Source organism: Halarchaeum acidiphilum MH1-52-1, from assembly GCF_000474235.1.
GTDB lineage: Archaea > Halobacteriota > Halobacteria > Halobacteriales > Halobacteriaceae > Halarchaeum > Halarchaeum acidiphilum.
In genome coordinates, this window is record NZ_BATA01000038.1 from 1 (window position 1) to 24,271 (window position 24,271).

At 69.9% G+C, this 24,271-nt stretch carries 30 protein-coding genes, 2 tRNA genes and 1 pseudogene; 15 read left to right on the forward strand and 18 right to left on the reverse strand.

All coding sequences use genetic code 11. The features are described from left to right. From AOZ13_RS08000 to AOZ13_RS08015, 4 genes are all read right to left on the reverse strand, one after another. On the reverse strand, positions 1-1,036 hold a 1,036-nt coding region (locus tag AOZ13_RS08000), incomplete at its 3' end, for an ABC transporter ATP-binding protein (RefSeq protein WP_049934008.1). Beyond that, the gene (locus AOZ13_RS08005; RefSeq protein WP_021780296.1) at positions 1,036-1,794 is read right to left on the reverse strand and encodes an ABC transporter permease; all 759 of its coding nucleotides are present in this window, start codon (positions 1,792-1,794) and stop codon (positions 1,036-1,038) included. The genes AOZ13_RS08005 and AOZ13_RS08000, both read right to left, overlap by 1 nt. 277 nt (positions 1,795-2,071) lie before the next feature. Continuing rightward, a complete protein-coding gene (locus AOZ13_RS08010; protein WP_044957697.1) occupies positions 2,072-3,064 on the reverse strand; it encodes an ABC transporter permease in 993 nt (330 codons plus the stop codon). A gap of 72 nt (positions 3,065-3,136) precedes the next feature. Next, complete coding sequence (locus AOZ13_RS08015) at positions 3,137-5,089, reverse strand: ABC transporter substrate-binding protein (protein WP_021780297.1); 1,953 nt, start codon at positions 5,087-5,089, stop codon at positions 3,137-3,139. Between the two features lie 191 nt (positions 5,090-5,280). Between AOZ13_RS08015 and AOZ13_RS08020 the strand changes: the two genes are divergently transcribed. The 3 genes from AOZ13_RS08020 to AOZ13_RS08030 all read left to right on the forward strand — a co-directional run bounded on the left by AOZ13_RS08020 (position 5,281) and on the right by AOZ13_RS08030 (position 6,939). After that, positions 5,281-5,961: a DJ-1/PfpI family protein gene (locus AOZ13_RS08020; RefSeq protein ID WP_020221858.1), complete on the forward strand. Its 681-nt coding sequence runs from the start codon at positions 5,281-5,283 to the stop codon at positions 5,959-5,961. Positions 5,962-6,027: 66 nt separating this feature from the next. Further along, positions 6,028-6,102, forward strand: a tRNA-Met gene (locus AOZ13_RS08025). A gap of 303 nt (positions 6,103-6,405) precedes the next feature. After that, positions 6,406-6,939 carry a type II toxin-antitoxin system RatA family toxin gene (locus tag AOZ13_RS08030; protein WP_020221859.1) on the forward strand — a complete coding sequence of 178 codons (534 nt, stop codon included), beginning with the start codon at positions 6,406-6,408 and terminating at the stop codon, positions 6,937-6,939. 274 nt (positions 6,940-7,213) lie between these two features. Here the strand turns inward: AOZ13_RS08030 and AOZ13_RS08035 are convergent, their stop codons facing one another. Together AOZ13_RS08035 and AOZ13_RS08040 are read right to left on the reverse strand one after the other, a co-directional pair. Beyond that, entirely contained in the window at positions 7,214-7,486 is a 273-nt protein-coding gene (locus AOZ13_RS08035) for an HAH_0734 family protein (protein WP_020221860.1), read from the reverse strand. Between the two features lie 65 nt (positions 7,487-7,551). Beyond that, complete coding sequence (locus AOZ13_RS08040) at positions 7,552-8,526, reverse strand: hypothetical protein (protein WP_021780299.1); 975 nt, start codon at positions 8,524-8,526, stop codon at positions 7,552-7,554. Between the two features lie 107 nt (positions 8,527-8,633). On the opposite strand from AOZ13_RS08040, the gene AOZ13_RS08045 reads away from it, so the two are divergent. Genes AOZ13_RS08045 through AOZ13_RS08065 form a run of 5 tightly spaced genes read left to right on the forward strand, consistent with a single transcriptional unit; the run spans position 8,634 to position 10,831 of the window. Beyond that, the gene (locus AOZ13_RS08045; protein WP_020222621.1) at positions 8,634-8,918 is read left to right on the forward strand and encodes a 50S ribosomal protein L44e; all 285 of its coding nucleotides are present in this window, start codon (positions 8,634-8,636) and stop codon (positions 8,916-8,918) included. Positions 8,919-8,921: 3 nt separating this feature from the next. Next, a complete protein-coding gene (locus AOZ13_RS08050; protein WP_020222622.1) occupies positions 8,922-9,095 on the forward strand; it encodes a 30S ribosomal protein S27e in 174 nt (57 codons plus the stop codon). Further along, entirely contained in the window at positions 9,092-9,895 is an 804-nt protein-coding gene (locus tag AOZ13_RS08055; RefSeq protein WP_020222623.1) for a translation initiation factor IF-2 subunit alpha, read from the forward strand. Before AOZ13_RS08050 ends, AOZ13_RS08055 begins: the two co-directional genes overlap by 4 nt. A 4-nt stretch (positions 9,896-9,899) precedes the next feature. Further along, the gene (locus AOZ13_RS08060; RefSeq protein ID WP_020222624.1) at positions 9,900-10,070 is read left to right on the forward strand and encodes an RNA-protein complex protein Nop10; all 171 of its coding nucleotides are present in this window, start codon (positions 9,900-9,902) and stop codon (positions 10,068-10,070) included. Positions 10,071-10,075: 5 nt separating this feature from the next. Further along, the gene (locus AOZ13_RS08065; RefSeq protein WP_020222625.1) at positions 10,076-10,831 is read left to right on the forward strand and encodes a proteasome assembly chaperone family protein; all 756 of its coding nucleotides are present in this window, start codon (positions 10,076-10,078) and stop codon (positions 10,829-10,831) included. A 58-nt stretch (positions 10,832-10,889) separates the two neighbouring features. Here the strand turns inward: AOZ13_RS08065 and AOZ13_RS08070 are convergent, their stop codons facing one another. Next, a complete protein-coding gene (locus tag AOZ13_RS08070; protein WP_021780300.1) occupies positions 10,890-11,672 on the reverse strand; it encodes a DUF7839 domain-containing protein in 783 nt (260 codons plus the stop codon). A gap of 89 nt (positions 11,673-11,761) precedes the next feature. Here AOZ13_RS08070 and AOZ13_RS08075 point away from each other — a divergent pair, with 89 nt between their 5' ends. The 3 genes from AOZ13_RS08075 to AOZ13_RS08085 all read left to right on the forward strand — a co-directional run bounded on the left by AOZ13_RS08075 (position 11,762) and on the right by AOZ13_RS08085 (position 14,386). Continuing rightward, entirely contained in the window at positions 11,762-12,955 is a 1,194-nt protein-coding gene (locus AOZ13_RS08075; RefSeq protein ID WP_021780301.1) for a threonine synthase, read from the forward strand. Positions 12,956-13,006: 51 nt separating this feature from the next. After that, positions 13,007-13,678, forward strand: a complete 672-nt coding sequence (locus AOZ13_RS08080) for a metal-dependent transcriptional regulator (protein ID WP_049934011.1) — start codon at positions 13,007-13,009, stop codon at positions 13,676-13,678. 87 nt (positions 13,679-13,765) lie between these two features. Further along, a complete protein-coding gene (locus tag AOZ13_RS08085) occupies positions 13,766-14,386 on the forward strand; it encodes a LysE family translocator (protein ID WP_020221757.1) in 621 nt (206 codons plus the stop codon). Here the strand turns inward: AOZ13_RS08085 and AOZ13_RS08090 are convergent. The 3 genes from AOZ13_RS08090 to AOZ13_RS15285 all read right to left on the reverse strand — a co-directional run bounded on the left by AOZ13_RS08090 (position 14,383) and on the right by AOZ13_RS15285 (position 15,699). Beyond that, positions 14,383-15,075, reverse strand: a complete 693-nt coding sequence (locus tag AOZ13_RS08090) for an HD domain-containing protein (protein ID WP_020221756.1) — start codon at positions 15,073-15,075, stop codon at positions 14,383-14,385. The genes AOZ13_RS08085 and AOZ13_RS08090 overlap by 4 nt on opposite strands. 120 nt (positions 15,076-15,195) lie before the next feature. Beyond that, a complete protein-coding gene (locus AOZ13_RS08095; RefSeq protein WP_020221755.1) occupies positions 15,196-15,522 on the reverse strand; it encodes a hypothetical protein in 327 nt (108 codons plus the stop codon). A gap of 48 nt (positions 15,523-15,570) precedes the next feature. Beyond that, positions 15,571-15,699, reverse strand: a complete 129-nt coding sequence (locus AOZ13_RS15285; RefSeq protein ID WP_020221754.1) for a hypothetical protein — start codon at positions 15,697-15,699, stop codon at positions 15,571-15,573. A gap of 85 nt (positions 15,700-15,784) precedes the next feature. Between AOZ13_RS15285 and AOZ13_RS08100 the strand changes: the two genes are divergently transcribed. After that, positions 15,785-16,075 (forward strand): NifU family protein, encoded by a 291-nt coding sequence (locus tag AOZ13_RS08100; protein ID WP_020221753.1) that lies wholly within the window; start codon positions 15,785-15,787, stop codon positions 16,073-16,075. Positions 16,076-16,086: 11 nt separating this feature from the next. Here the strand turns inward: AOZ13_RS08100 and AOZ13_RS08105 are convergent. The 3 genes and pseudogenes from AOZ13_RS08105 to AOZ13_RS08115 all read right to left on the reverse strand — a co-directional run. Next, a pseudogene (locus tag AOZ13_RS08105) lies at positions 16,087-16,434 on the reverse strand (zinc ribbon domain-containing protein); the annotation flags it as partial. 134 nt (positions 16,435-16,568) lie between these two features. After that, positions 16,569-16,671, reverse strand: a tRNA-Gln gene (locus AOZ13_RS08110). Positions 16,672-16,866: 195 nt separating this feature from the next. Next, complete coding sequence (locus AOZ13_RS08115; protein ID WP_020221752.1) at positions 16,867-17,259, reverse strand: TlpA family protein disulfide reductase; 393 nt, start codon at positions 17,257-17,259, stop codon at positions 16,867-16,869. 111 nt (positions 17,260-17,370) lie between these two features. On the opposite strand from AOZ13_RS08115, the gene AOZ13_RS08120 reads away from it, so the two are divergent. Continuing rightward, the gene (locus tag AOZ13_RS08120) at positions 17,371-18,282 is read left to right on the forward strand and encodes a PLP-dependent cysteine synthase family protein (protein ID WP_020221751.1); all 912 of its coding nucleotides are present in this window, start codon (positions 17,371-17,373) and stop codon (positions 18,280-18,282) included. Positions 18,283-18,450: 168 nt separating this feature from the next. Here AOZ13_RS08120 and AOZ13_RS08125 read toward each other — a convergent pair whose 3' ends face one another. The 5 genes from AOZ13_RS08125 to cyaB all read right to left on the reverse strand — a co-directional run bounded on the left by AOZ13_RS08125 (position 18,451) and on the right by cyaB (position 22,924). Beyond that, positions 18,451-19,107, reverse strand: a complete 657-nt coding sequence (locus AOZ13_RS08125) for a hypothetical protein (RefSeq protein WP_020221750.1) — start codon at positions 19,105-19,107, stop codon at positions 18,451-18,453. An 82-nt stretch (positions 19,108-19,189) separates the two neighbouring features. Beyond that, positions 19,190-19,639 (reverse strand): DUF5804 family protein, encoded by a 450-nt coding sequence (locus AOZ13_RS08130; RefSeq protein ID WP_020221749.1) that lies wholly within the window; start codon positions 19,637-19,639, stop codon positions 19,190-19,192. 58 nt (positions 19,640-19,697) lie between these two features. Beyond that, complete coding sequence (locus AOZ13_RS08135; RefSeq protein ID WP_021780305.1) at positions 19,698-20,888, reverse strand: tRNA sulfurtransferase; 1,191 nt, start codon at positions 20,886-20,888, stop codon at positions 19,698-19,700. Positions 20,889-21,096: 208 nt separating this feature from the next. Then, a complete protein-coding gene (locus AOZ13_RS08140; RefSeq protein WP_020222245.1) occupies positions 21,097-22,317 on the reverse strand; it encodes a methionine adenosyltransferase in 1,221 nt (406 codons plus the stop codon). Positions 22,318-22,396: 79 nt separating this feature from the next. Continuing rightward, a complete protein-coding gene (cyaB, locus tag AOZ13_RS08145) occupies positions 22,397-22,924 on the reverse strand; it encodes a class IV adenylate cyclase (protein ID WP_020222246.1) in 528 nt (175 codons plus the stop codon). Positions 22,925-23,065: 141 nt separating this feature from the next. Between cyaB and AOZ13_RS08150 the strand changes: the two genes are divergently transcribed. Both AOZ13_RS08150 and AOZ13_RS08155 read left to right on the forward strand, forming a co-directional pair. Next, the gene (locus AOZ13_RS08150) at positions 23,066-23,269 is read left to right on the forward strand and encodes a DUF7511 domain-containing protein (RefSeq protein WP_020222247.1); all 204 of its coding nucleotides are present in this window, start codon (positions 23,066-23,068) and stop codon (positions 23,267-23,269) included. A 52-nt stretch (positions 23,270-23,321) separates the two neighbouring features. Next, complete coding sequence (locus tag AOZ13_RS08155; RefSeq protein WP_020222248.1) at positions 23,322-24,260, forward strand: FKBP-type peptidyl-prolyl cis-trans isomerase; 939 nt, start codon at positions 23,322-23,324, stop codon at positions 24,258-24,260. The last annotated feature ends 11 nt before the right edge of the window (positions 24,261-24,271 follow it).

Here is a 24,271-nt window from a genome sequence, read left to right on the forward strand (position 1 = left end):
CGCGCGCGGTCGTCGGATCGAGGGTCCCGTCGCGCTCGGCGGCCGCGACGTCGTACGTCGGCGGGTGGCGCGTCGCGCACGCGTCGGTCGCGAACGGACAGCGCGCGCGGAAGCGACAGCCGGGGGCGGGATCGACGAGCGGCGGCGACGACCCGGGGATCGCGACGGGGCGGTCGGCGTGGGCGGCGACGGACGCGAACGACTCGCGCAGACCGAGGGTGTAGGGGTTCGCGGGATCGCCGAGTACGGTCTCGGTCGGGCCGGTCTCCATCAGCCGGCCGCCGTAGAGGACGGCGAGGCGATCGCAGGTCTCGGCGATCGACGCGAGGTCGTGACTGACGAAGAGGACGGCCGCGTCGATCGCCGCGAGGTCGGAGAGCACGCGGTCGCGCGTGATGGCGTCGAGTCCCGTCGTCGGTTCGTCGACGACGACGAGCGCGGGATCGCACGCCAGCGCCATCGCGAGCACGGCGCGCTGGCGCTCGCCGCCCGAGAGATCGTGCGGGTGGTCGTCGGCGCGCGCGGTTCCGACGCCGACGCGATCGAGGGCGTCGCGGGCGCGCTCGGCCGCTCGCGAGCGCCCGATCTCGGGTTCGTGGCGCCGGACGGCCTCGGCGATCTGCTCGCCGACGGTGTACGCGGGGTTGAGCGCGCCCATCGCGCGCTGCGGGACGAGCGCGATCTCGGCCCACCGAAGGCTCCGCAGTGCGGTCTCGGGGAGCGCGAGGAGATCGACTAGCCCGTCGTCGCGTACCGGGTACGCGTCGTCGGCGACGACGTCCGCGCGCGGCGTGCCGTCGGCCGTCGTCCACGCGGGCGGGACGGCGTCGAGCCACGCGTGGCCGCCGGTGACCGCGCCCGCGTCGTCGAGCAGGCCGACGAGCGCCTCGGCGAGCGTGGTCTTCCCCGATCCGGATTCGCCGAGCAGGCCGTACGTCTCGCCGCGCTCGACGGTGAGCGAGACGTCGTCGAGGGCGTGGACGTCGCCGTCGGGCGTGCGATAGCGGGCCGAGAGGGAGTCGAGTTCGAGGAGCATCACTCAACCTCCGTGACGTCTTCGACGGCGTGCCCGACGAAGTAGAAGGCGGCGACGAGGAGCGCGATGGCGACGCCGGGCGGGAGGAGCCACCACGGCGCGTCGAAGACGTGGCCGGTCGCCTGCACGGCTTGGAGCATCGACCCCCACGAGCGCGTCGCGTCGTCCGCGAGTCCGAGGTACGCGAGGGTGGCGCGCGCGAGGATCGCCGTCGCGGCGTCCTGCGCGAGGAAGACGGCCGCGAGCGGGAGGACGTCGGGGAGGACGTGTCTGGCGACGATGCGCCGGGGGCGCAGGCCGGCGGCGCGCGCCGCGTCGACGTAGGCGCGCTGGGTCAGCGACAGCGTCGCGCCCCGGACGACGACGCAGTTGTTCAGCCACGACGTCGCGGCGATGGCGAGGACGACGTTCGTCGTCGAGGCGCCACGCACGGCGACGAGGACGACGACGAACGGGAGGAACGGGACGCCGTAGAGCACGTCCACGACACGCTGGATCGTCTCGTCGAGCCACGTCCCGCCGTGGTAGCCGCTGAGGAGGCCGAGCGGGACGCCGACGAGCGAGGCGAGGAGCGCGGCGGCGACGCCGACGAGGAGCGCGGTCCGCGCGCCGTAGACGAGTTCGGTGAGGACGCCGTGGCCCGACGCGGTGGTGCCGAGCGGCGCGAAGAAGGGATCGCCGAACGCCGGCGGATGCGGGAGGGAGCGCGACTGGGCGAGCGTGAGGCGGCCGTCGCCCGCGCGACGTACGCCACCCACCCGGGGTCGTGGGGCGCGAAGACGCCGGGGACGAGCGCCCAGAGCGCGGCGACGCAGAGCAGACCGCAGCCGACGAGTCCGAGGCGATTCGAGCGAACGCGCCCCAGCACGCGTTGGAAGCGGCGGTGACGGCTGGCACGCGACGCACGCGACGAGTCTCGGTGTGACGGCGAGTCGGGACGCGACGAGGCCGAGTGCGACGAGTCTCGGTGTGACGGCGAGTCGGGACGCGACGAGGCCGAACCGGAGTGAGGCGGCGAGCGGGCGTCTCGCTCCGTCATCGCTCGCCCCCTCCGAAGTCGATCCGCGGATCGAGGTAGGTGTACGCGACGTCCAGACAGAGGCGTGACGCGACGACGAGGACGGCGATGAGGAAGAACGCGGCCTGCGCGAGCGGGTAGTCGCGGTTCAGCACCGCGGTGACGATCAGTCGCCCCATGCCCGGCCACGAGAACACGGTCTCGGTGACGACGGCGCCGTCGACGAGGAATGCGAGGGCGATCGCGGCGCTCGCCGTCACGGGGACGAGCGCGTTGCGCCCGGCGTGCTTGAACAGGACGGTGCGCTCGGGGAGACCCTTCGCCCGCGCGAGGTGGACGTAGTCGGCGCGCGCGGCGTCGCGCATCGCGGGGCGGACGAGCAGCATCGCGCCGACCCACCCGACGAGGACGACGGAGAGCAGGGGGAGCGCGAGGTGGCGCAGGAAGTCGGCGGCGACGGCGAGCGGCGTCGCGGCGAACGACGGGAACTGCGTCACCATGTGCCGGCCGGGGAGCCACTCCAGCGCGTCGTCGAAGAGCCAGACGAGCAGCCACGCAACCCAGAAGACGGGCGTCGCGTAGACGAGGAGCGAGACGGCGAGCGCGAGCGGGGTGGGGCGGGCGTCGCGGTACCAGCCGAGGAGCATGCCGGCGAGCGGGCCGACGGCGTAACAGCAGAGGAACGCCGCGCCGAAGAGCACGAGCGTGCGCGGGAGGCGTCGGGCGAGGACGGCCGCGACGGGCGCGTGCATCGTCGGCGACCAGCCGAAGTGGCCCGTCTGGTAGTTGTAGAGGAAGCGGAGATAGCGCATCCAGAGCGGGTCGTCGACGCCCCATGCGGCCCGGACGCGCGCGACCTGCGCGGCGGTCATCCCCGGCGTCGTCATCGCGCTCACGAACGATCCCGGCATCGCGCGGAGCAGAGCGAAGAGGACGGTCATGACGGCGAGTAGGGTGGCGTAGGCGACGGCGAGCCGGCGAGCGAGATAGGCCGCGCTGAAGCGCGTCACGCACGCCACCCCCGGTGTGCGGGTCGCGACCGACTCGCCGAATCGACGCGGGCGACGCTCCTCACCGGTCCGTCACCCCCGCGGTCTGAGCTGCAGGAGTTCGGTGGCGAGGTTGGTCGAGCCGGGCGCGGGGATGTCGGGGACGTAGTTCGTCCACGAGGCGGTGTCGAGCGGCCACCGCTCGCGCGGGTAGTCCGTCACCATCACCGGGACGTCGAGGTAGACGCGCTCGACGGCGCGGCGCGCGAGGGCGTTGCGCCGATCGGCGTCCGTCTCGTGGAGCGCGCGCTCGATGAGTTCGTCGGCGCTCGCGTCGTCGAACAGCCCGTAGCCCATCGCGTTGTTCGCGCGCGTGTCGTCGTCGTCGTCGCCGTCGTCGCTCCCGGCGTCCGCGTTGTCGCTGTGAAAGAGCGCGTAGAGCGTCGTGACCGCGAACGGCGAGACCCCGCCGATGCGCATCGGATAGACGTCGAAGTCCTCGCGGGCGTAGACGGCGTCCGTCATCGCGCCGAGGCTCAGTACCGTCCGGGTCGCGGGGACCCCGAGGCGACCGAGCGTCTCGATCCAGTCCGTCGTCATCGCCGAGCGCTCGGGCGAGCGCTTCGCGGGCGTGATGAGGATCTCGAGCGGCCCGCCGAGCAGGTCCGGGATCGTCCGGCCGTCGACGCGGAGTTCGACGTCGGTGTCGGCGTCCGCGAGCGCGTCCGAGCGCACCGGCCCGAACGAGTAGTCGTGGCGCGCGCCGCGCCGGCTGGCGCAGACGCCCGTGAGGCTCCCCGGATACTCGCGGCCGGCGTACGTCCCGGCCGCGCCCGTGATCGGCTCGCCGCCGGTGAGAAAGTCCCGGACGGCCGCGGCGTCGAACGCGCCGCCGTCGTCGCGCGCGCGGTAGTCGAACGCCTCAGTCGCCGGCGCCGTGAGGATATCTGCGTCCGCGCCCGACTCCGGCCGGACGGCGGTGTACCCCGGCGGGACGACGAAGTCGCCCTTTCGGACGTAGCCGTCGTGGAGTTCGGTGACGTCGTGGTAGTCGTCGAAGGCGAACGTCAGCGCCTGCCGGAAGACGAGGTCGTCGAGCGGCCGTCGCCGGAGGTTGAAGCCGTAGAAGCCGTAGCCGGTCGCCGACCCCTCGACGAGCGTCTCGCCGTCGGCGGCCTCGATGTCCGAGACAGACGAGGAATCGACCGTTCGGAAGACGGCGTCGACGTCGCCGTCGAGGAAGGCGCGCTGGAGCGCGGCGTCGGAGCCGTACACCTGCACGCGGAGCGCGTCGAGGAACGGGCCGCCGGCGTCGAGCGTATCGCGATCGCGGAGCCAGTCGAGGGAGCTGAGGGCGTACTCGTCGGGGTCGCGAAAGGAGACCGACGCGGACGTGTCCGGCTCGTACGACGTCACCGTCGCGGGTCCGAGACCGACGGGTCCGCCGTGATTCGACGGGCGATAGCGCCGGTAGTCGTCGACGCCGGACCAGACGTGCTCGGGGAGGATCGGGAGCGCGAGCGTGCTGCTCGCGTACGTCCCGACCGGCTCGGAGAGGCGGAGTCGGAGGTCCCAGTCGCCGGACGCGCGCTCGACGGCGGCGATGGTGGAGACGACCGGCAGATAGCGGGCCGGGCGCTGCTCGCGGAGGTAGCGGTACGTGAAGACGACGTCGTCGACGGTGAGCGGCGTGCCGTCGGTGAACGTCAGGCCGTCGCGGACAGAGACGGAGACGACGGGTTCGGCGTCCGGGCCGTCGGCGCCCGCGACGGTCCAGTCCGTGAAGACGTTGGGGCGGACGTCGAACGTCACGGGATCGACGACGGTCCCGCTCTCGTACACCAGATTCAGGAGGATCCACGAGTATCCCGAGGCGGTCGCGAGGGGGTTCAGCCCCGCGAAGGAGTCGCTCGTGCCGAGCGTGAACGTCGCCGACCGTTCCCGTTCGGTCCCGGTGCCGCCGGCGCAGCCGGCGAGTGGGAGCGTGGCCGCTCCCGCCCCCGCCGCGAGGAGCCGGCGCCGCGTGATCCTCCCCCGCTCGGTCATGTGGGTACAACTCGCCGCCGTCGGGATATAAGCGTCGCGTCGGGGAGGTCGGCGCCGGCGCGACCGCCGAAGCGGTGTGCGTCACGGAACGCGAGTCATCGAGTACGGGCGCCGTCCGGCACGCCGGTCAAGCGGCGAGGGTCGCGCGCTGAGTCACGGTTAACCGTCCGGCGCTCGAAGACCGAGCCGTCATGACGTCCGTCCTATTCGTCGTCAGCGAAGAGGGATACTGGGGCGAGGAGTGCATCGAGCCGCTTACGACGCTCGACGCGCGCGGCGCCGAGATCACCGTCGCGACGCCGACCGGGAGTCCGCCGGTCGTCGACGAGCGCTCGGTGGATCCGGAGAACGTCGGCGAGGAGACCGCCGAACGCGTCCGCGAGATCGACGATTCGGACGAGCGGCTGAACGATCCCGAGCCGATCGCGGCGGTGGACGCCGCCGACTACGACGCGGTGGTCTTCCCCGGCGGTCACGGCACCGAGTGGGACGTCAATCAGGACCGCGACGCCCGCCGCCTCCTCCGCGAGCACGTCGCGGGCGACGCCGGGAAGGCCCTCGTCGTCTGTCACGCCGTCGGCATCCTCGGGTTCGCCCGCGACGGAGACCGGGGCTTCCTCGTGGACGGCCGGGACGTCACCGGCTTCCCGAACGCGTGGGAGGAGGGCATCGTCGACGAACACGACCGGATGCCGGACGGTCGCAAGCTCCCCTACTGGGTCGAGGACGAGGTCGTGGCCGCTGGCGGGAACTGGGACGCCGAACTCGACGCGGACGTCTCGGTGACGATCGACGGCGACCTCGTCACCGCCCGCGGGCCGGAGTCCTCCGCCGCGGCCGCGGAGACGTTCGCGGACGAACTCGATCTCTGAGGGAGAGACTCGCACACGGCACCGGGCTTCGCAAGCCTTATCCGCAAGACGGCGTTACGAAGAATCAGCGGGTTGGGATAGCCAGGAGATTCCGCCGGGCTCATAACCCGGAGATCGGTAGTTCAAATCTACCACCCGCTATCTCCTCTTTCCGTGACGTTCCTCCGTTCTCACGTCCGATAGCCTTCGCTCCGATCGACACGTACGCGCCGCTCCCAAGCGCGAGGAAGCGAGCGGGCGGGGGGGAGCGGACGCGCGTTCGCAACGGATTACGCCGCGTGGGACCGTGTTCCGTCGTACTGCCGGCCTCGCACACGCCGGGGTCGGTGCCACGAGTAGACTGGCACTCGTGGTGCGACGGAGCGAGTCCGCGGTTCGTTACGCCGCATCAGCCGCGGCGCCGTCACCGCCGGCGTTATACCGCTCGCGCGCCCACGCCGTCGTGTGAAGACCGTCGAGGTCGCGACGACCGTTTATGCGCCCCCCGCCGAGGTGTACGACTTCCTCCTCGACTTCCCGGGCTACGCGGCCTACTCGAAGCACCTCCAGTCGGTCCGCGCGGACGGCGACGGCGGTCCCGGCACCGACTACCGGCTCACCTTCGCGTGGTGGAAACTCGACTGCACCGTTCACACGCGCGTCACCGACGTCGAACGGCCCGAGCGCATCGACTGGGATGTGTCGCGTGATTTCGACGCGGCCGGCCGGTGGGTCGTCGAGCCGCTCGACGCCGATGAGGAACGCGACACCGACGGCGACGCCGGCGACGCGCCCGCCTGCCGCGTCCGCCTCGTCGTCACGTACGAACCCGACTCGGCGGAGGGCGTCCTCGACCTCCCGCTGTTCGCCTCGCTCGACTGGGTGATCGAGAAGGCCTCCGAACTCGTCGTCGAGGAGGGGCGCCGCGTCGTCGAGCGCGTCGTCGCCGACCTCGAAGGCCGGTCCCGCGACGTCGAGATCGACGTCTCCGTCTACTAGGCTCCGTTTCACTCGTCGGGTTCGCGCTTGCGCGAACCACCCCCGAAAAACACGGTCCACGCGAACGGAGTGAGCGTGGGATCGGCGAGACGCAAAGTGTCTCGCAGAGGAGGAAAATCCCCGGTCGCTCCGCCGATCGGTGAAGCACGTGCCTCCGGCGCGCGTACGCTAGAGTCCCCACAGACGCTCTCTCGCTCACACGCAGCACGACACGGTAGCGACGCACGCGTCCGAGCGCCGCCGCTGCGCGGACGGAGACCGGAAGAGGTGCGGCCTACTCGATCGTCATCGACGTCTTCGATTCGGTGACGACGGTGACGTCCTCGGCGTCGACGGTCTCGACGTCGAGCCAGTGGGGGACGTAGTCGCGTTTCGCGTAGGCCTCGAGCTCGTCGCGCTCACCCATGACACACCAGAGTTGGACGCGCTCGGGACCGTGCCAGTCGCCGTTGCGGGTCACGCCGAAGAGCACCTTCTCCTCGCCGTCGCGCTCGATGACGGCGCCGTTTTGCACGCCGGGGTCCCCGTGGATGATGAGCCGCTTCATGTGCTCCGCTTCCGCGGCGCGCCGATTAAAGCCATCGCACCGGCGTCGGCGGCGAAATACAGCCACTACCGATCGGCGACGACCCACCGGAGCGCGGCGTGGAGAGCGAGACCGATCGCGGCGACGACGAGGGCGGCGGGGACGGCGAGCGTGAGGAAGAAGGGGTGGAGGGCGCGCCCGACGACGCTCCCCGTCGCAGGGTAGTGCCCGAGGACGGTGGCGAGACCGACGAGGAGGACGGTAGCGAGGCCGACGCCGCGAACGACGCGTCGTCGGCGGCCGGCGAGTGCGGCCCCGGCGCTCGTGACGAGACCGAGCGGCAGGCCGAACAGGAGGGCGTACGCGACGCCGAGACCGAGCGTCGGGAGACCGTAGACGGCGAGGACCGGGAGTTCGCCGCGGACGTCGTGGAGTAGTAACGCGCCCGCGGGCGCGAACGTTACGAGGCCGGGCGAGACGCCGGCGTCGCCCGCGCCCGTCGTGGCGTTCCACCGGAGCGTCGTGCCGTCGTCCGCGACGGCCATCGCGTCCGGGTGGGCGAGGACGCGGTAGCCCGACGGCGCGCGAACCGTGACGTCGGCGTCCCCGGGTTCGTACCGGTTCCCGTAGTACGCGAAGGGGGCGAGGAGGACGCCGCCGGCGCGACGGGAGACGGCTTCGTCGAGGCGGTAGGTGACGACGAAGCGGTCGCCGTCGACGCGCGAGCGGAGGCGTTCGGTGTGCCGGTCGAAGCGGTAGCCGAACCGGTCGTCGGCGACGGCGCGGCGCAGCGTGGCGTTCTCGCGGAACGCGCGCGCGGCCTCGGGGTCGTCGAGCGTCGCGGCCTCCGTCCACGCGCTCGTGCCGTTCGCGTGTACGGCGACGGTCAGCGTGACGTTCGAGACGCCCGTCGCGGGGTAGTCGTACGGTCGGTACTGGCCGCCGTCGCCGAAGTCGGCGAACCCGGAGACGTCGCGCGGCGGCGGGCGTGCGGCCGCGGGCGCGACGAGGACGGTGACGAGCAGGAGGGCGCAGAGGGCGAGCGCGGGGCGGGAGGGCACGACGGAGACCGTGCTCCGCGTTCACAAGAGTGTTGCGCCGGTCGGCGGCGAACCGTGTCCATTTTAAGCGTCGACGTCGAACCGAGAGACAACAGAGCTGATTCGCTATGGAGATGCCACGACGCTTCAACACCTACTGTCCGCACTGCAACGAACACCACGAGCACGAGGTCGAGAAGGTCCGATCGGGCCGGACCTCGGGGATGACGAAGGTTCAGGGTCGCCAGCGCAAGCGCCAGACCTCCCGCATCGGGAACTCGGGTAAGTTCTCGAAGGTGCCGGGTGGCGACAAGCCGACGAAGAAGACCGACCTCAAATACCGCTGCAACGAGTGCGGCAAGGCCCACCTCCGCAAGGGATGGCGCGCGGGTAAGCTGGAGTTTCAGGAGTAAACCATGTCTGGGAACTTCTTCCGCGTTCTGTGTCCGGACTGTGAGAACGAACAGATCGTCTTCGAGAAGGCCTCCTCGACGGTCGCGTGCGCCGTCTGCGGCACGACGCTCGCGCGCCCGACCGGCGGGAAGGCCGACCTCGAAGGCGAGGTCACGGAGACCGTCGAGGCCCGATGAAGTACGAGGGCTGGCCCGAGACCGGCGATCTCGTCGTCGGGAAGGTCGACGAGATCGAGGACTTCGGCGTCTTCGTCGACTTAGAGGAGTACCGCGACAAGCGCGGGCTGGTCCACATCAGCGAGGTCGCCTCCGGTTGGATCAAGAACGTCCGGGACCACGTCCGCGAGGACCAGACGGTCGTCGCGAAGGTCCTCGACGTCGATACGTCCTCCCAGCAGATCGACCTCTCGATCAAGGACGTCAACGACCACCAGCGCTCCGATAAGATTCAGGAGTGGAAGAACGAGCAGAAGGCCGATAAGTGGATGGAGCTGGCCTTCGGCGAGGAGATGGCGGACGAGCAGTTCCGCGGGGTCGCCAACGAACTCGTCGCGGAGTTCGGATCGCTCTACGAGGGGTTCGAGCAGGCCGCCATCCACGGCGTGGAGGCGCTCGAACCCTGCGATCTCGACGACGACGACGTCGAGTCGATCGTCGCCACAGCGCGCGAGAACGTCTCCGTGCCCTACGTCACCGTCACGGGATACGTCCACCTCGAATCGCCGTCGCCGGACGGCGTCGACGACATCAAGTCCGCGCTGCGGGCCGCGGAGGGCGACGACGACGTCCCCGAGGAGGCCGACCTCGAAGTGACGTACGTCGGCGCGCCCGAGTACCGCGTGCGCGTCGAGGCGCCGAACTACAAGACGGCGGAGGACGAACTCGAATTCGCGGCCGCCCGCGCCACCGAGGACGTCGAGGCGCACGGCGGGATGGGCGAGTTCCACCGCGAGCGCCAGCTCGAAGAAGAAGCGTAGGACCGTGCACGCGGACATCCGAATCTGTCGCGCGCACGACCGTCCCGTCTACACCCTTTCTGACACCTGTCCCGAGTGCGACGAGCAAACCGAGAACAGCGCGCCCGCGCCGTTCGATCCCGGCGATCCGTACGGGGAGTACCGACGCAAACTTAAGCGCCGCGCACGCGAGTAGGTCGCATGGACGAAGTCGACATCGAGGTCGTCGCGGACACAGAGTTGGACGACCCGGTCCTCATCGAGGGACTGCCGGGGGTCGGCCACGTCGGGAAGCTCGTCGCCGAGCACCTCATCGAGGAGGGGGACGGGACGCTCGTCCGGCGGGTGTTCTCCGAGGCCTTCCCGCCGCAGGTCACGGTCGACGAGGGCGGCGTCGCCGCGCTGGCGGACGCGACGTTCCACGCGATCACGACGGAGGGCCGCGACCTCCTCGTGCTCACCGGAGACCACCAAGCCGCCGACAATCGCGGGCACTACCGGCTCACGAACGCCTTCCTCGACGTCGCCGAGGACGTCGGCGTCTCGGAGGTATACGCGCTCGGCGGCGTTCCGACGGGCGAACTCGTCGAGGACCACGCCGTCGTCGGCGCGGTCGCGAACGACGACCGGAAGGCGTCCCTCGAAGACGTCGGCGTCGAGTTCCGCTCGGAGGAGCCGGCGGGCGGTATCGTCGGCACGTCGGGGCTGCTCGTCGGTCTCGGGGGCCGGCGCGGCTTCGACGCCGCCTGCCTGATGGGCGAGACCTCGGGCTACCTCGTCGACCCGAAGAGCGCGCGCGTCGTCCTCGAAACGCTCGAGGACCTCCTCGGCTTCGACGTGGACTTCGAGGCCCTCGACGAGCGCGCCGACGAGATGGAGGACGTCGTCGAGCAGATGCAGCAGATGGAACAGGGTCCGAATCCGGGCGGCGACGAGGACCTGCGGTACATCGGGTAGCCTCTCGGTCGTTCCGTCTCTCGTTCTCGTCTTTCTCCCCGCGCCCGCAGAGAGATCGCTATCCGAGATCGGCCACTTCGTAGCGAGCGTCGGCGTCGCGGAGCGGATCGGTGACGCGGCCGACGGTGTCGGCGGTGGCGACGACGACGACGTCGAGTCCGCGTCCGGCGGCGGCGGCCGCGACCTCGCCGACGGCGAACGTGACGGCGGGCGGGCGTTCGACCCGCCGGAGGGCGACGACGGCCTCGACGCCGGCGGCGAGGACGAGATCGGACGACGAGGCGGCGTCGCGGAGCGCGTCGAGGTCGACGGCGCCGCTCCCGCCGGTCCGGACGGGCGGGATCTGGTAGACGGTGACGCGGCCGGGTTCGAGGTCGATGATGCCCTCGAAGCCGGTGACGCCGACGTCCTCGCCGGCCGCGGCGTCGGTGGTGGCGACGCCGGAGGCGGAGCCGTTGCCGTCGGGATCGGCGTGGAGGAGGCCGTCGCGCATCGTGAGCGTGACGGCGTCGCCGGATTCGACGTCGTCGAGCGCGATGGCGGCGTCCTCGTGGACGCTCCCGAGGACGTCCTCCGTGACGCGATCGGCGTACCGCCGGACGTCGTCCGCGGTGCGGAGGAGCCAATCGACTCCCTCCTTCGTGACGCGATAGCGCGAGCGGCCCTCCTTCTCCACGAGTCCGTCGTCGACGAGGTCGCGGATGTACTCGCTGACGGCCTGCGTGGTGACGCCGACCGCGTCAGCGATCTCCCCCTGACTGACGGCCGGTTGGCGGTCCGCGATCTCGACGAGTACGCGGAAGCGCGTCGCGGTCCGTTTGTCCGCGAGGACGTCGGTCATACGCGGCACGTCGGCGCTGAGTGGCAAAGAGCCACCGGTCGCCGATCCCGAAGGGGAGGCTTAACGCCCGCGTCGCCCACGTCCCACGCATGGAGACGAATCCGGCGCTCGCCGGCGTGCGGTGTACGGCCTGCGACGCGACGTTCGACGCGAGCGAGGTCGCGGGGCGCTGTCCGTCCTGCGACGGAGTGCTCGACGTCACGTACGATTTCGACGCGCTCGATCTCGCACGCGAGACGTTCGCGGACCGTTCGACGCGCTCGCAGTGGCGTTATCGCGAACTCCTCCCGTTCGCGCCCCCGGACGCGGTGTCGATCGAGGAGGGTGGGACGCCGCTCGTCCCGGTGCCGTCGCTCGCCGCGGAGTTCGGCGTTGCCGCCGTCTACGTGAAGGACGAGGGGCGTAATCCGACGGGCGCGATCGACGATCGGGGCCAGTCGGTGGCGGTGACGGCGGCGAAACGCGCGGGCGCGACGGACGTGGCGCTCGCGTCGACGGGCGACGACGGCCAGTCCGCGGCGGCGTACGCGGGGCGCGCCGGACTCGACAGTCACACGTTCGTGCCGTCGCGCGCGGGCTTCACCAACAAGGCGATGGTGAACGTTCACGGCGGCGACATGTCGGTCGTCGAGGGGCGGATCGGTGACGCGGCGTCGGCGTTCGCGGACGCCGTCGCCGATCGCGACGACTGGCACCCCGTGCAGGCGCTCTCGACGCCGTACGCCCACGAAGGCCTGAAGACGGCGTACGCCGAGATCGTCGAGGCGCTCGACTGGGAGACGCCGGACCGCGTGCTCTACCCGACGGGCCGCGGCGCCGGTCTCCACGCGTTCCACAAGGCCGCGCGCGAACTCGACGCGGTCGGACTCACCGACGGTCTCCCGAAGCTCTACGCCGCGCAGGCGGAGGGGTGCGCGCCGATCGTCCGCGCGTTCGAGGAGCATCGCGACGGCCACGAGCCGTGGGAGAACCCGGACACCATCTGCGGGCGCATCGAGATCCCGGATCCGGCGGGAAGCGCGCTCGCGCTCGACGCGATCCGCGCGACCGACGGCGGGGCCGTCGCGGCCCCGGACGCGGAGATTCTGGAGGGCGCGACGTCGCTCGCGTCCGACGCCGGACTCGAAGTCGGCGCGTCGAGCGGCTCGCCGGTCGCGGCCGCCTACGCCCTCGCCGAGCGCGGCGACCTCGACGCCGACGACGTCGTCGTCCTCGTGAACGCGGGCGCGGGGAGCAAGGACGACGACATCCTGCGATCGCACCTGATGAGCAAGGGGATCTGACGCGAGCGGACGGCAACACTAAGTTTTAGACGCGTCTAATGCGGGGTAGTGATGCTGAGCGACGTGATGGAAGACTACCTGAAGGCGACCTACGTCCTCCAGCGCGAGGGCGGTCCGCCGGTCCGGACGTCGGATCTCGCGGAGTACCTCGGCGTGACGCCGCCCACGGTGACGAGCATGCTCGAGAAGCTCGCGGATCGCGAACTCGTCGAGCGCGAGAAGTACAAGGGCGTCGAACTCAGCGACGAGGGCGAGACGGTCGCTCTCGAGATCTTGCGTCACCACCGCCTCCTCGAGTCCTATCTCGCCGAACACCTCGACTACGACTGGAGCGAGGTCCACGAGGAGGCCGACGCGCTCGAACACCATATCAGCGAGGCGTTCGAGCGCCGGGTGGCCAACGCACTCGGCGAACCCCGCGTCGACCCCCACGGCGACCCGATTCCGACGGAGGAGCTCGCGCCACTCGCCGACGACGACACGGCCGCGCTCGCCGACATCGAGGAGGGCGAGACCGTGACGGTCGCGCGCGTCAGCGATCGCGACGACGAGCACCTCGCGTATCTCGCCGAGCGCGGCATCGAACCCGGCGCCGAACTCGACGTCGTCACCGTCGCGCCCATCGACATGGTGACGGTGCACGTCGAGGGCGACGAGATCCACTTGCCGACGGCCATCGCCGCGAGCATCCGGGTCGAACGCGAGACGCGCGCGACGGCGTAGGCCGACCGCGCGCTCGCACACGCCCGTTTCGCGCGTGCGCTTCCGGCATCCCGACGGCTTTTTCGCGTGCCGCGTCCGCGTGTGCGTATGTCCGACCTCGTCTCGATCGTCGCGGGGGTGGCGCTCGGTCTCTCGCTCGCCGCGCCGCCCGGTCCGATGAACGCCCTCATCGCACAGGAGTCGGTGACGCGCGGGTGGCGAGCGGGGTTCCGAGCCGGTCTCGGCGCGATGAGCGCCGACGCCTGCTTCTTCGTCCTCGCCTATGGGGGGGTCGTCGCCTTCCTCCGGCGCGCGCCGACGGTTCAGGCCGCGATGAAAGCCATCGGCGGTCTCCTGCTCTGCTATTTCGCGTACGGCGCGGCGAAGAGCGCGCGCGAGGGCGCCGCTCACACCGAGGCCGGCGCGGGCTTTCGCAAGACGTTCCTCGCGGCGCTCACGAACCCGATGCAGGTCATCTGGTGGCTGACCGCGGGCGTCGCACTCCTCGATCCGGGGACCGTGTCCGCGTTCGGGTACGCGTTCGGCGTGACGAACGGCGCCCTCACCGTGTTCGGATTCTTCTGCGGGATCCTCGTCTGGATCACCGGCTTCCCGGTGCTCCTGCGCGTCGCCGGCGAGGCGGTCGACACCCTCGAACGCGTCGTCGGCTACGCGAGCGCCGTCGTCCTCTGCGTCTTCGGCGTGTGGTTTCTCGTCGATGCCCTCTAGGGGTCGGCGTCCGTTTCGGCGTCCATCCGGGGGACCTCCGATTCGAGCCACTCGCGGAACCACCGGACGCGCTTGAGGCGCTGGTGGGCGATGGATTCGGCGGCGTCGCTGTGGACGCGCTCTTTGGCCTCCTCACCGCGTTCGAGGACGCGCGTCACCATCTCCGCGGCCTCCATGTGCGTGCGGGCCTCGTACCCCATGCGGAGGAACATCAGCGTGATCCCGTTCGCGCCCACCTTATCGAGCATGTCCGCCTCGACGAGACAGCGGCTCTCGAGGTCGAGCAATGCGAGATCGTCCGTCTCGGAGTGGGACTCGACGGCCCGACAGACCCGATCGACGAACGACGCCGGGTAGTCGCCGTGCGTCTCGAGGTATTGGCGGGCGACGCGCGCGCCCTCCTCGGCGTGGACTTCCTGTTCGGCGTCGAGTTTCGCGATATCGTGAAAGAGCGCGGCGACGCGCACGACGTCGACGTCCGCGCCCTCGCGCTCCGCGATGGTGCTCGCGAGTTCGCGGACGTTACAGATATGATTGAAGCGATACTCCGCGGAGTGCCACGGGTACCAGCGCATCCGACCGCCGTCGTCCTCGTTCTCGACGCTGGCGCTGAGATAGTCGTAGACGAACGCCTCCATCGAGTCGAGTTCGCCGGTGGCGAGCGCGGATTCCTTTATCTCGACACCCATGGACTCACCTCCGGCGGGGGTTCGTGTCGCGTTGTCATTGTTACGTCAACAGAGGCCGGTTTCGCTCTTTAGCCTTTTGCAGGCGACGACGCCCCCGAGCGGCCGTCTCGGCTCCGGCGGTCAGCCGTCCGCGTCGGCGCGCACACCGGGCTTGAGTGCGTCCTCGACCGCGGCCTCACAGGTGAGCATCGCCTCGGTGCGGTCCTCTCCCTCGACGGTGACGTTCTCGACGACGCGCCAGCCGTCCTCCTCGTGAATGACGCCCTTCACCCAGTCAGCGGCGGCGAGCACGAGCGACTCGGTGACGACCACCGGCTCGTTGTCCTCGGCGCGGACCGCCTCCTCGCGCTCGACGGGGACGGCGAGGTCGAAGGCGTCCGCGTCGTTGAGCGCGGCGACCTCCGCGGTCGTGAGCGGTCGATCCGGGATCGAAGAGAGCGCGGGCATGAGAGACGGAACGCGGAGCGCGCGCTAAACGGTTACGCTCGAACGCGCCTACTCGAGCGAGAGCGCGGGCGGTTCGCCGTTCCACCCGTAGGAGAGGACGACGAACGCGACCGCGAGGACGCCGACGAGTGCCGACCCGGTTCGAAGGAGCTTCCAGCCGTCGCGAAGCGGATTCATGCTCGAACGGAGCGGCAGGGACAGCATAATCGACTCGGTTCACGCCGGCGATACGGCTATGCGCATGCGGCGCGAAGGTCGAAGAATGAGCGCCGAAAACGCCGAAACCGAGCGGGGGGACGAAGCGGCTGTCAGCGAGCGCGTGCAGGCCTTCCTCTCGCGGAACTTCCCTCAGATCGCGATGCACGGCGGGAGCGCCGGCGTCGAGGGCGTCGACGTCGAGACCGGCGAAGTGTGGCTCGCCCTCGGCGGCGCGTGTTCGGGCTGTGGCATCTCGCCGATGACCGTGCAGGCGATACGAGCACGCCTCCCCGAAGAAATCGCCGGGGTCGATACCGTGCACGTCGACGCCGGTGACGACGGCATGCACTTGTGAACTACTCCACCCTACTCGCTCACCGCTGACGCGGTTCGCTCCTTGAGGGTGGGGCTTCCTGTTTCTACGACGCGCTTTGCAGACACCCGCGTGTCCACAGGGAGCGCAGTCTCCACAGGCGTTACTTCGGAGTATCCCACTCCTACATCTTCGAGGCCGCGAGAAAGGATGTTCCACGCCGCGTTCGCGTCCCTGTCCGCCTCAAACCCGCAGGCGGGACAGGAGTGTTCACGGACCCACAACGGCTTGACCGTCGAAACGCCACACGACGCGCACTCCTTGGTCGTCCCTCTCGGGTTGACCGCAACGAAGTGCGTTCCTTCACGCTCACACCTGTATTCGAGCATCCGCAGGAACGTTCCCCGCGCCTCCCCGCACGGGGTATCACGTTGTCATCGTCCCGGGCGGATTCGAACCGCGAAGGCTCGAATCCGCTCCCCTTCCGGGCTCGAATCGACGGGCTATTCGCTCCTCTCCTCCGGTCGTCGCAGAATAGTCCCGGGCGGATTCGAACCGCCGTCAACGGCTTTCTTCCGTATCGGCCGGAACCGAATACGACCAAAGGCCGCTATGATTGGCCACTACACCACGGGACTTCGCTCACCCCGCTCACACGGGACGACATTTACGTGTTGTACACGTGCGCTACTAAGGGGTTACTCTTCGGGTTGCGGTTTGCCAGAGCGCTTCCGATCGGGACGACACGGCGGACAGCGACGTCGAGGGGTGCGTGCAGGACGCCCAAAGGCTCGATGCCCGCCGTGAAGAACGATAGGGGAGTCTCGTCTCCGTTACGCGAACGCTTCGAGTTCGTCGAGGCGCTCGGCGAGCCACACGGCGATCGGTCGGCCCTCCTCCTCGACGAAGCGCGCGAGCTCGTTGCCATCGGCGTCCTCGACGACGACGGTCGGGATGAGCTCGATATCGTACTCGTCGACTCCCGGCCCGTACTTCTCGCCGTCCTCGCGCTCGACGGGGAAGTGCTCGACGTCCTCGACGCCCGCGGCCTCAAGCGCCGCCGCGAAGTCGGGGAGTTGGCCGCGGCAGTCCCCACACCAGTCGCCGCCCCACACCTTCACGGTCACGTCGTCCGCGACGCGTTTCCACGTCGCCACGGTGTCCTCGTGCGCGTCGGCGTTCCACGTCGGATTGGGTTCCATCGTCTCCAGTTTCTCCGTCGACATGGCGTCCCGTAGGCGCTCGACCGGCTTAACGCCCGCGCCGCCGGCGGAAACTTGCCCCAACCGCGGAGACGAGCGCCACCGGTTTAACCCCCTCACGCATACCACGACGTAATGCTCGACAGCATCCTCGACGCCATCGGGACGCCCCTGCTCCGCCTCCCGTCGCCCGAGGGCGCGACCGTCGCCGCGAAACTCGAATCGTTCAATCCCGGCGGTTCCGCGAAGGACCGCCCCGCCCGCGAGATGGTGCTCGCCGCGGAGGAAGCCGACGAAATCGAACCCGGCGATCACCTCATCGAGGCCACGAGCGGCAACACCGGCATCGGCCTCGCCGTCGTCGCCGCCGCGCGCGGCTACGACCTCACCATCGTCATGCCGTCCGACATGTCGCAGGAGCGCCGCAACCTCCTGCGCGCCTACGGCGCCGACCTCGAACTCGTCGAGGGATCGATGAGCGACGCGAACGACCGCGCCGCCGCCATCGCCGACGAGACCGACGCGTACCCGATCCGCCAGTTCGAGAACGAGGCCAACCCGCGCTCGCACTATCGCACCACGGGCGAGGAGATCCTCGAACAGGTCGACGGCCGCGACATCGACGCCTTCGTCGCCGGCGTCGGGACGGGCGGGACGATCACCGGCACCGGCCACCGCCTCCGCGAGGAGTTCCCCGACGTGGAGGTCGTCGCCGTCGAACCCGCCGGGAACGCCGTCCTCTCCGGCGAAGAACCCGGCGAGGACGCCTTTCAGGGGATGGGACCCGGATTCGTCTCCGGCATCCTCGACGTCGACCTCATCGACACCATCGAGACCGTCGAAATCGACGACGCCGAAGCCGAATGCCGCGAACTCGCCCGCGAACAGGGCGTCCTCGTCGGCCAATCGTCGGGCGCCGTCTCCCTCGTCGCCCAGCGCGTCGCCGAACGCTACGCCTACGAGGCGAGCGACGACGAACAGCCCCTCGTCGTCACCCTCTTCCCCGACAGCGGCGAGCGCTACCTGAGCGCGGGCGTCTTCGACTGACGACCTTTTACTGCACTCGCTTCGCTCGCTGGTGAAAGCTCGGCCAAAAGCCCGTCACACCCCCTTCGGGGGTGCTCGGGCCCGAGCGCGAAGCGCTCGGTGATAGCGTGCGCGAACACCGAAGGCGTGATCGGGGCGAGAGGGCACCCCGACACCGCCGACGGCGTCTCAGAACCCGAAGTGCGCGTCACGCTCGACGACGTCGTACCCTTGGACCGCGAGCACTTCGTCGCGGTACCGGTCGGCCACGAGTTGCTGTGGGACGCGCCGCAGGCCGAACCGTCGCTCTGCGGCGTACGTGACCTCGACAGCCGTGCCACCGTCCTTCTCCTCCGGACGGATCATCGCCGTGTACGTCGCCCACGCGCTCCCGTTCGCGGTGACAGCGAGGTCGACGCGATGCGCACCGTCTGACGTCCGCTCCGCGTCCGTCTCGACGGACATCTCGACGGAGCGGAGCCCCAAGAGGTACGAGACGCGGTACGTCGCCGTGCCGTCGCTCGGAACGGCGTTGTCTGCGATCCCCCACTGAAGCGCGAGCACCGGCGGTGTCGGGCCCGCGAACGCGGCGGCGACGGTCTCTGGGTCGTCGTCGGTGCGGAGGCGGATCGTCCCGCGCGACTGGAGGAGCGGCGCGCGCGCGGCGACGAGGAGGACGACCGCGACGGCGATCGCCGGGAGGAGCGACGATACAGCGTACGCCGCGAGGAAAATCCCGACGACGAGGACGACGACGAGCGCAGTGAGTGGACGTTCGCGGCGGAGATAGCGTTCGGCGACGGCACGCGCTTCGGGTGATCGGTCGACGTCGGTCGCGGAGGGCATCGTGTGACGGGAGTGTCGGTGGACAGTTAGCTCTTCGTACGCGCCGTCGCGAACGGGCATTCGCGGATCGGCGGGAGTGCCGTCAATGGAACTCCTCGCGCGTCACGCGGACGACGACGCTCTCGTCGTACTCGCTCCGGTCGTACTGGCCTTCTTGTGCGTCGCCCCGGAGGACCATCGTGGGGTCGACGAGGCGGCCGTCCGCGACGCCGTACACCTTGAGGCGGTTCACGCGCTCGTCCGGGTCGCCCTCGCCGTCGCGGAGTTCGCGCGCGAGCGGCCGGGAGAGCCACTCGCGCTCGCTGACGCTGGGGTCGCGGACGAAGGCGTCGCGGGCGACGCGCGCGAGGTACCAGTCGAGGTCGTTGAGGAGCGAGACGGCGGTCCCGAGGCTGACGGTCTCGACGGCGAGCGCGTTCGCCCACGGGTAGTCGGCATCGTACGTGGCGAGCGCGCGATACGCGGTCTCGTAGGCGTAGAGGTCGCCGGGGAGGTCGGCGTCGTCCTTCGCGACGATGCAGACCTCGGTCACGTGAGACACCTCGCGTGTCGAACGTGACCCGGTCGGACCGGTAGTCCGACGCGATCGGTCACGCCTCGACCTCCACGGGATCGAGTTCGATCACGTCGCGCGCGTCGGCGGCGTCCTCGGCCCAGTCGAGGAGGTCGGCGGGTTCGGCGGCTTCGACGCGCTCGGCGCTCGCGGCGGTCGCGGGCTGGGCGGGCGCGAGCCGATCGCAGCCGACGTCGATGGTGGCGTCGCGGTACGTGCCGAGTTCGCGCGCCTTCGCGATGACCTCCTGTTTGTCCCACGAGAGCAGCGGGCGGTGGACGGGGAGGGCCGTGGCGCCCGCGACCGCGGCCATGTTCGCGCTCGTCTGACTCGACTTCTGCCCGATGGCCTCGCCGGTGACGATCCCGACCGCGCCGACGTCCTCGGCGACGCGCTCGGCGACGCGGTACATGAAGCGCCGGAAGGAGAGCATCCGGGTGTTCCCGACGTCGGCGTCGAGGCGTTCGAGGGCGTCGCCCGCGGGGACGTGCCGAACGTCGAGATCCTCGTCGGGCGCCCACTTCGCGAGGTGCCGAACCGTCTCGACCGCGCGGGCCTCGTGGTCGGGACCGCCGAACGGCCCGAGGTCGAGGTAGACCGGAACGACGGGCGCGCCGCGCTTCATCGCCAGCCACGCGGCGACCGGCGAGTCGATGCCCCCCGAGACGAGCGCGACGAGGGGTCTCTGCGTGCCGAGCGGCATCCCGCCCGGACCGTCGCGCTCTTCGAGGTAGACGAACGCCCGCGCGTCGCGACACTCCACGCCGAAGGTCAGATCGGGGTCGTCGAGATCGACCTCAGGCTCGAAGTCGTCCTCGACCGCCTCCCAGACGGCCTGCCCGCCCTCGCGGCCGATGTCGTGGCTCCCGAAGTCGTGTTCGCCCGCGCGGCGCGCGTCGACGCCGAACGTCCCGCCGTGATAGTGCTCGCGTGCGGCGCGGGCGAGCGCGTCCGTGATGGCGTCCAGCGAGGCGTCGACGACGGACGCGGGACTCGCCGACACGACGCCGAAGGTGTCCGTCGCGGCGGCCGTCGCGGCCTCCGCCTCGTCGGTGTGGACGACGAGACGGCCGTACTCGCGTTCGACGCGCCCGTCGATTCCGCGCGCGTCGAGTTGCGCCCGCAAGTTCTCCGCGAGTCGCTCCTCCATGCGCGTCTGGACGGAACGGCTCTTGATGCCGATGTCGCCGTGGCGGACGAGCACGGCGTCGGCGTCCGGCGGATGCATGCGTGCGTAAACGGGCGTCGCGCACTAAAGCGTCGCGCACCCTCGACCGCTCACCGCACACGACCTCGGCTCGCCATCGAGAATGTTCGACCGGTCGGCGAACGGAAACGAGGAGCGACGGCGCTCGGTCCGCGACCGAGTGGGTCGGAGAACCCGAGCGGAGCGGTTTTGCCAGCGCGCGCGAAACGCGCTCGCGGCAACAGGTCGTTCAGAAGGTGCCGAGTTCGCCGTCGATGACGCGCTGGGTGATGTCGGTGACGTTCGCGAGTTCGGTGTCGACGACGTCGCGGACGTCGGCTTCGATGTCCGCGACGGTGACGCCCTCCTCGGTGACGACGTGGACGTCGGCGACGTGGGGCTGATCGATGGGACGGCCGATCTGGCTGAGGAGTCGAACGCGGAGGTCGCGGATGCCCTCGACGTCGGCCACGACGCTCTCGGCGATCTGGGTGGAGAGGAGGTTGTAGATCTTCCCGATGTGGTTGACGGGGTTCTTCCCGGAGGTGGCCTCCATGCTCATCGAGCGGTTGGGGGTGATCAGACCGTTGGCGCGGTTACCGCGCCCCACGGACCCGTCGTCGCCCTGTTCGGCGCTCGTGCCGGTGACGGTGAGGTAGACGGATCCCTCCTCGTAGTCGTCGGCGGTGTTGACGTGGACGGTGACGTCGCGGTTCGTGTAGTCGGTGGCGAGGGTCTCGATCTCCTCGCGGACGGCCTCGATCTCCGCGCGGTAGGCGTCCATGTCGGGGACGTGTCGATCGACGAGGGCGACGGCGACCGTGAGATCGATGCGGTCGCCCTCGCGCTTGCCCATGACCTTGACGTCCTGCCCGATCGCGAGGTTCTCATCGTGATAAGGACCGTTGAGGTGGCGTTCGGTTTCGAGCACGAGTTCTTCGGTCTCCGTGAGCGGGGCGTGGCCGACGCCGAAGGAGGTGTCGTTGGCCTCGGGGACGGCTTGTTCCTCCTCGCTGAAGACGTCCTGCAGGTCGCCGGATCCTTCGCCGAGCTTGACGTCGACGATGACGTCCGTTTCGAGGTCGAGTTCGGGGAGGGTCTCGCGGAGGTACTCGCGGGCGGCTTCGAGCGCGATGGAGTCGACGGGGACGTGGTACTCCTCGCCCTCGTCGTCGACGTAGTGTTTGGTCGCGCGTCCCACCACGAGGAGGTAGATGGGTTCGACCACTTCGCCGCCGCCGAAGGCGGGCGCGGCGGTGCCGGCGACGAGTTGGGTCTCGTCGGTGTTGTAGTGGAGGACCCTCCCGACGCGATCCAAGTAGGCCTGCGCGAGGGCCTCGGAGACGTGTTCGGCGACGCCGTCGCAGATCGAGTCGGGGTGGCCGACACCCTTGCGCTCGACGATCTCGACGGCCTCGTCCTCGACGGCCCCGCGCTCGATGGGCTGGACGCGGATGTTCCGCTCGGTCATTGTCCACCGTTGGCCGCCGGCGGTTCTATAACTTGCGGAAAGGAAACCGGCCGCGAATATGCGCTCGGGTTATCGCGGCTCAGTCGAGCAGGAGACCGAGGTAGGAGGTCCGGATCTGTTCGGTGGGATCGAGTCCGAGACGGCGAAGCACGTCGAAGGCCCCCTCGCGGGCCGACGCGACGTCCTCGCTCTCGCGCTCGACCTCGACGAACTGTCCGAGGCCCGCGACGTCGTCGAGGACGACGGTGTAGCCGTCGTAGGTGAAGTACGTCCGGGTCTTCTCGACCGTCGCGGCCGGCGTGAAGCCGACCCCCTCGAAGATCGCGCCGGCGTCCTCGCCGTCCGCGACGCCGGTCTCGATCTCCTCGCGGGCCTTCGATTCGCTGTCGACCTTCGGACCCTTGTAGGTGATGCGCGCGCGCTCGCCGTCGCCGTCGATGACGCGACGCACGCGGAGCGCCTCGTCGGTCTCCGCGAAGTCGCGATGCGGCGCGTCGTAGTAGGTGTCGACCTGTTCGACGGTCTCGCCCTCCTCGGCGCCGACCGACTCCAGCGCGTCGCGGACGTCGCCGTGATCGGCGGGCACCTTCACCTCGACCTCGTACATGCACGACCGATCGGCGGGCGCGGGGAAAAGACGTCCGGAAGCGCGCGAGATCGATGCGAGGGCGACGTACGGACGGGTATTGAGTACACTATACCCCTCTTAGCAGGATTCTTATCCGATAGCGGAGCACATCCGAGTGGGATGTCAGCAGATTCCGCCGCCGGTGACGCGCCGCGCTCGACCGTCCCCGCTCCGGACTACGCGCTCGAATCCGTCGTCGTCCGCCGGGATCGCGGCCCGAATCGCTGCACGTGCTACCCCGAGGACGCGAGCGAGGAGGCGCGGCTCACGACGTGGCTCTCGGTCGACGCGGCCGTGGTCCGCGACCTCGACTCGATGCGCTGACTCGCGCGGTAGAAACGTGATTCTTAAGGGTCGAACGGGTGTCCGTGTGCGTATGAGCGACCAGCAAGAGACCGAGACGGCTGACGACGCAGACGCCGAGGAGTCCGAAGGGCTTCAGGCGGGCGGCTTCATCAAGCTCGCGTACACCGCACGCACCGTCGAAGGCGGCGACCTCGTCGACACGACCGACGAAGAAGTCGCTGAGGAGGAGGACATCGACACCGAGGAGCAGGACTTCTCCCCGCGCACGCTCGTGCTCGGCGAGGGCCACATCTTCGAGCCGGTCGAAGAGGACATCATCGGCAAGGAGGTCGGCGACACCGGGACGGTCGTCGTCCCCGCCGAGGACGCCTTCGGCGAGTACGACGAGAGCGAGGTCCGAACCGTCAGCGTCGACAAGATCCCGGAGGACGACCGCTATCCCGGCGCCCACGTCGACATCGAGGGCCAGCACGGTCACGTCGAGACGATCATCGGCGGGCGCGCGCGCGTCGACTTCAACCACATGCTCGCCGGCGAGGACATCGAGTACCAGTACGAGATCGTCGACGTCGTCGAGGATCGCGTCGAGAAGGCGCAGGGCCTCCTCAGCATGTACTTCGACGTCGAACTCGACATGCACATCGAGACGGACGAGGTCGAAGAGGAGGTGCAGGTCGAGTCCGAGGAGGAGGAGGAAGAACCCGAGTTCGAGACCGAGACGGTCGAGAAGGAGACGCTGTACATCGAGCAGAGCCCGCAGCTCCAGTTCAATCAGCAGTGGATGATGGGCAAACAGCAGATCCTCCAGCAGGTCATGGACCAGATCGACGTCGATCGCGTCATCGTCCAAGAGATCATCGATGGCGCCGGCATGGGCGGCATGATGGGCGGTATGGGCGGTATGATGGGCGGCATGGGCGGTGAGGAGGACCTCGGCGATATCGAGGACGCACTCGAGGACGCCGACGTCGACGCCGACGAGATCGTCGAAGAACTCGACGAGGAATAGGTCGGCCCGAA

What these genes read in the sequence shown, in the direction of transcription:
- AOZ13_RS08015 (WP_021780297.1), bottom strand. Translation starts at nt 5,089, where the DNA reads ATGACCGAGCGGGGGAGGATCACGCGGCGCCGGCTCCTCGCGGCGGGG.
- AOZ13_RS08020 (WP_020221858.1), top strand. Translation starts at nt 5,281, where the DNA reads ATGACGTCCGTCCTATTCGTCGTCAGCGAAGAGGGATACTGGGGCGAG.
- AOZ13_RS08035 (WP_020221860.1), bottom strand. Translation starts at nt 7,486, where the DNA reads ATGAAGCGGCTCATCATCCACGGGGACCCCGGCGTGCAAAACGGCGCC.
- AOZ13_RS08045 (WP_020222621.1), top strand. Translation starts at nt 8,634, where the DNA reads ATGGAGATGCCACGACGCTTCAACACCTACTGTCCGCACTGCAACGAA.
- AOZ13_RS08050 (WP_020222622.1), top strand. Translation starts at nt 8,922, where the DNA reads ATGTCTGGGAACTTCTTCCGCGTTCTGTGTCCGGACTGTGAGAACGAA.
- AOZ13_RS08055 (WP_020222623.1), top strand. Translation starts at nt 9,092, where the DNA reads ATGAAGTACGAGGGCTGGCCCGAGACCGGCGATCTCGTCGTCGGGAAG.
- AOZ13_RS08065 (WP_020222625.1), top strand. Translation starts at nt 10,076, where the DNA reads ATGGACGAAGTCGACATCGAGGTCGTCGCGGACACAGAGTTGGACGAC.
- AOZ13_RS08070 (WP_021780300.1), bottom strand. Translation starts at nt 11,672, where the DNA reads ATGACCGACGTCCTCGCGGACAAACGGACCGCGACGCGCTTCCGCGTA.
- AOZ13_RS08075 (WP_021780301.1), top strand. Translation starts at nt 11,762, where the DNA reads ATGGAGACGAATCCGGCGCTCGCCGGCGTGCGGTGTACGGCCTGCGAC.
- AOZ13_RS08080 (WP_049934011.1), top strand. Translation starts at nt 13,007, where the DNA reads ATGCTGAGCGACGTGATGGAAGACTACCTGAAGGCGACCTACGTCCTC.
- AOZ13_RS08085 (WP_020221757.1), top strand. Translation starts at nt 13,766, where the DNA reads ATGTCCGACCTCGTCTCGATCGTCGCGGGGGTGGCGCTCGGTCTCTCG.
- AOZ13_RS08090 (WP_020221756.1), bottom strand. Translation starts at nt 15,075, where the DNA reads ATGGGTGTCGAGATAAAGGAATCCGCGCTCGCCACCGGCGAACTCGAC.
- AOZ13_RS08095 (WP_020221755.1), bottom strand. Translation starts at nt 15,522, where the DNA reads ATGCCCGCGCTCTCTTCGATCCCGGATCGACCGCTCACGACCGCGGAG.
- AOZ13_RS15285 (WP_020221754.1), bottom strand. Translation starts at nt 15,699, where the DNA reads ATGAATCCGCTTCGCGACGGCTGGAAGCTCCTTCGAACCGGGTCGGCA.
- AOZ13_RS08100 (WP_020221753.1), top strand. Translation starts at nt 15,785, where the DNA reads ATGAGCGCCGAAAACGCCGAAACCGAGCGGGGGGACGAAGCGGCTGTC.
- AOZ13_RS08115 (WP_020221752.1), bottom strand. Translation starts at nt 17,259, where the DNA reads ATGTCGACGGAGAAACTGGAGACGATGGAACCCAATCCGACGTGGAAC.
- AOZ13_RS08120 (WP_020221751.1), top strand. Translation starts at nt 17,371, where the DNA reads ATGCTCGACAGCATCCTCGACGCCATCGGGACGCCCCTGCTCCGCCTC.
- AOZ13_RS08125 (WP_020221750.1), bottom strand. Translation starts at nt 19,107, where the DNA reads ATGCCCTCCGCGACCGACGTCGACCGATCACCCGAAGCGCGTGCCGTC.
- AOZ13_RS08135 (WP_021780305.1), bottom strand. Translation starts at nt 20,888, where the DNA reads ATGCATCCGCCGGACGCCGACGCCGTGCTCGTCCGCCACGGCGACATC.
- AOZ13_RS08140 (WP_020222245.1), bottom strand. Translation starts at nt 22,317, where the DNA reads ATGACCGAGCGGAACATCCGCGTCCAGCCCATCGAGCGCGGGGCCGTC.
- cyaB (WP_020222246.1), bottom strand. Translation starts at nt 22,924, where the DNA reads ATGTACGAGGTCGAGGTGAAGGTGCCCGCCGATCACGGCGACGTCCGC.
- AOZ13_RS08150 (WP_020222247.1), top strand. Translation starts at nt 23,066, where the DNA reads ATGTCAGCAGATTCCGCCGCCGGTGACGCGCCGCGCTCGACCGTCCCC.
- AOZ13_RS08155 (WP_020222248.1), top strand. Translation starts at nt 23,322, where the DNA reads ATGAGCGACCAGCAAGAGACCGAGACGGCTGACGACGCAGACGCCGAG.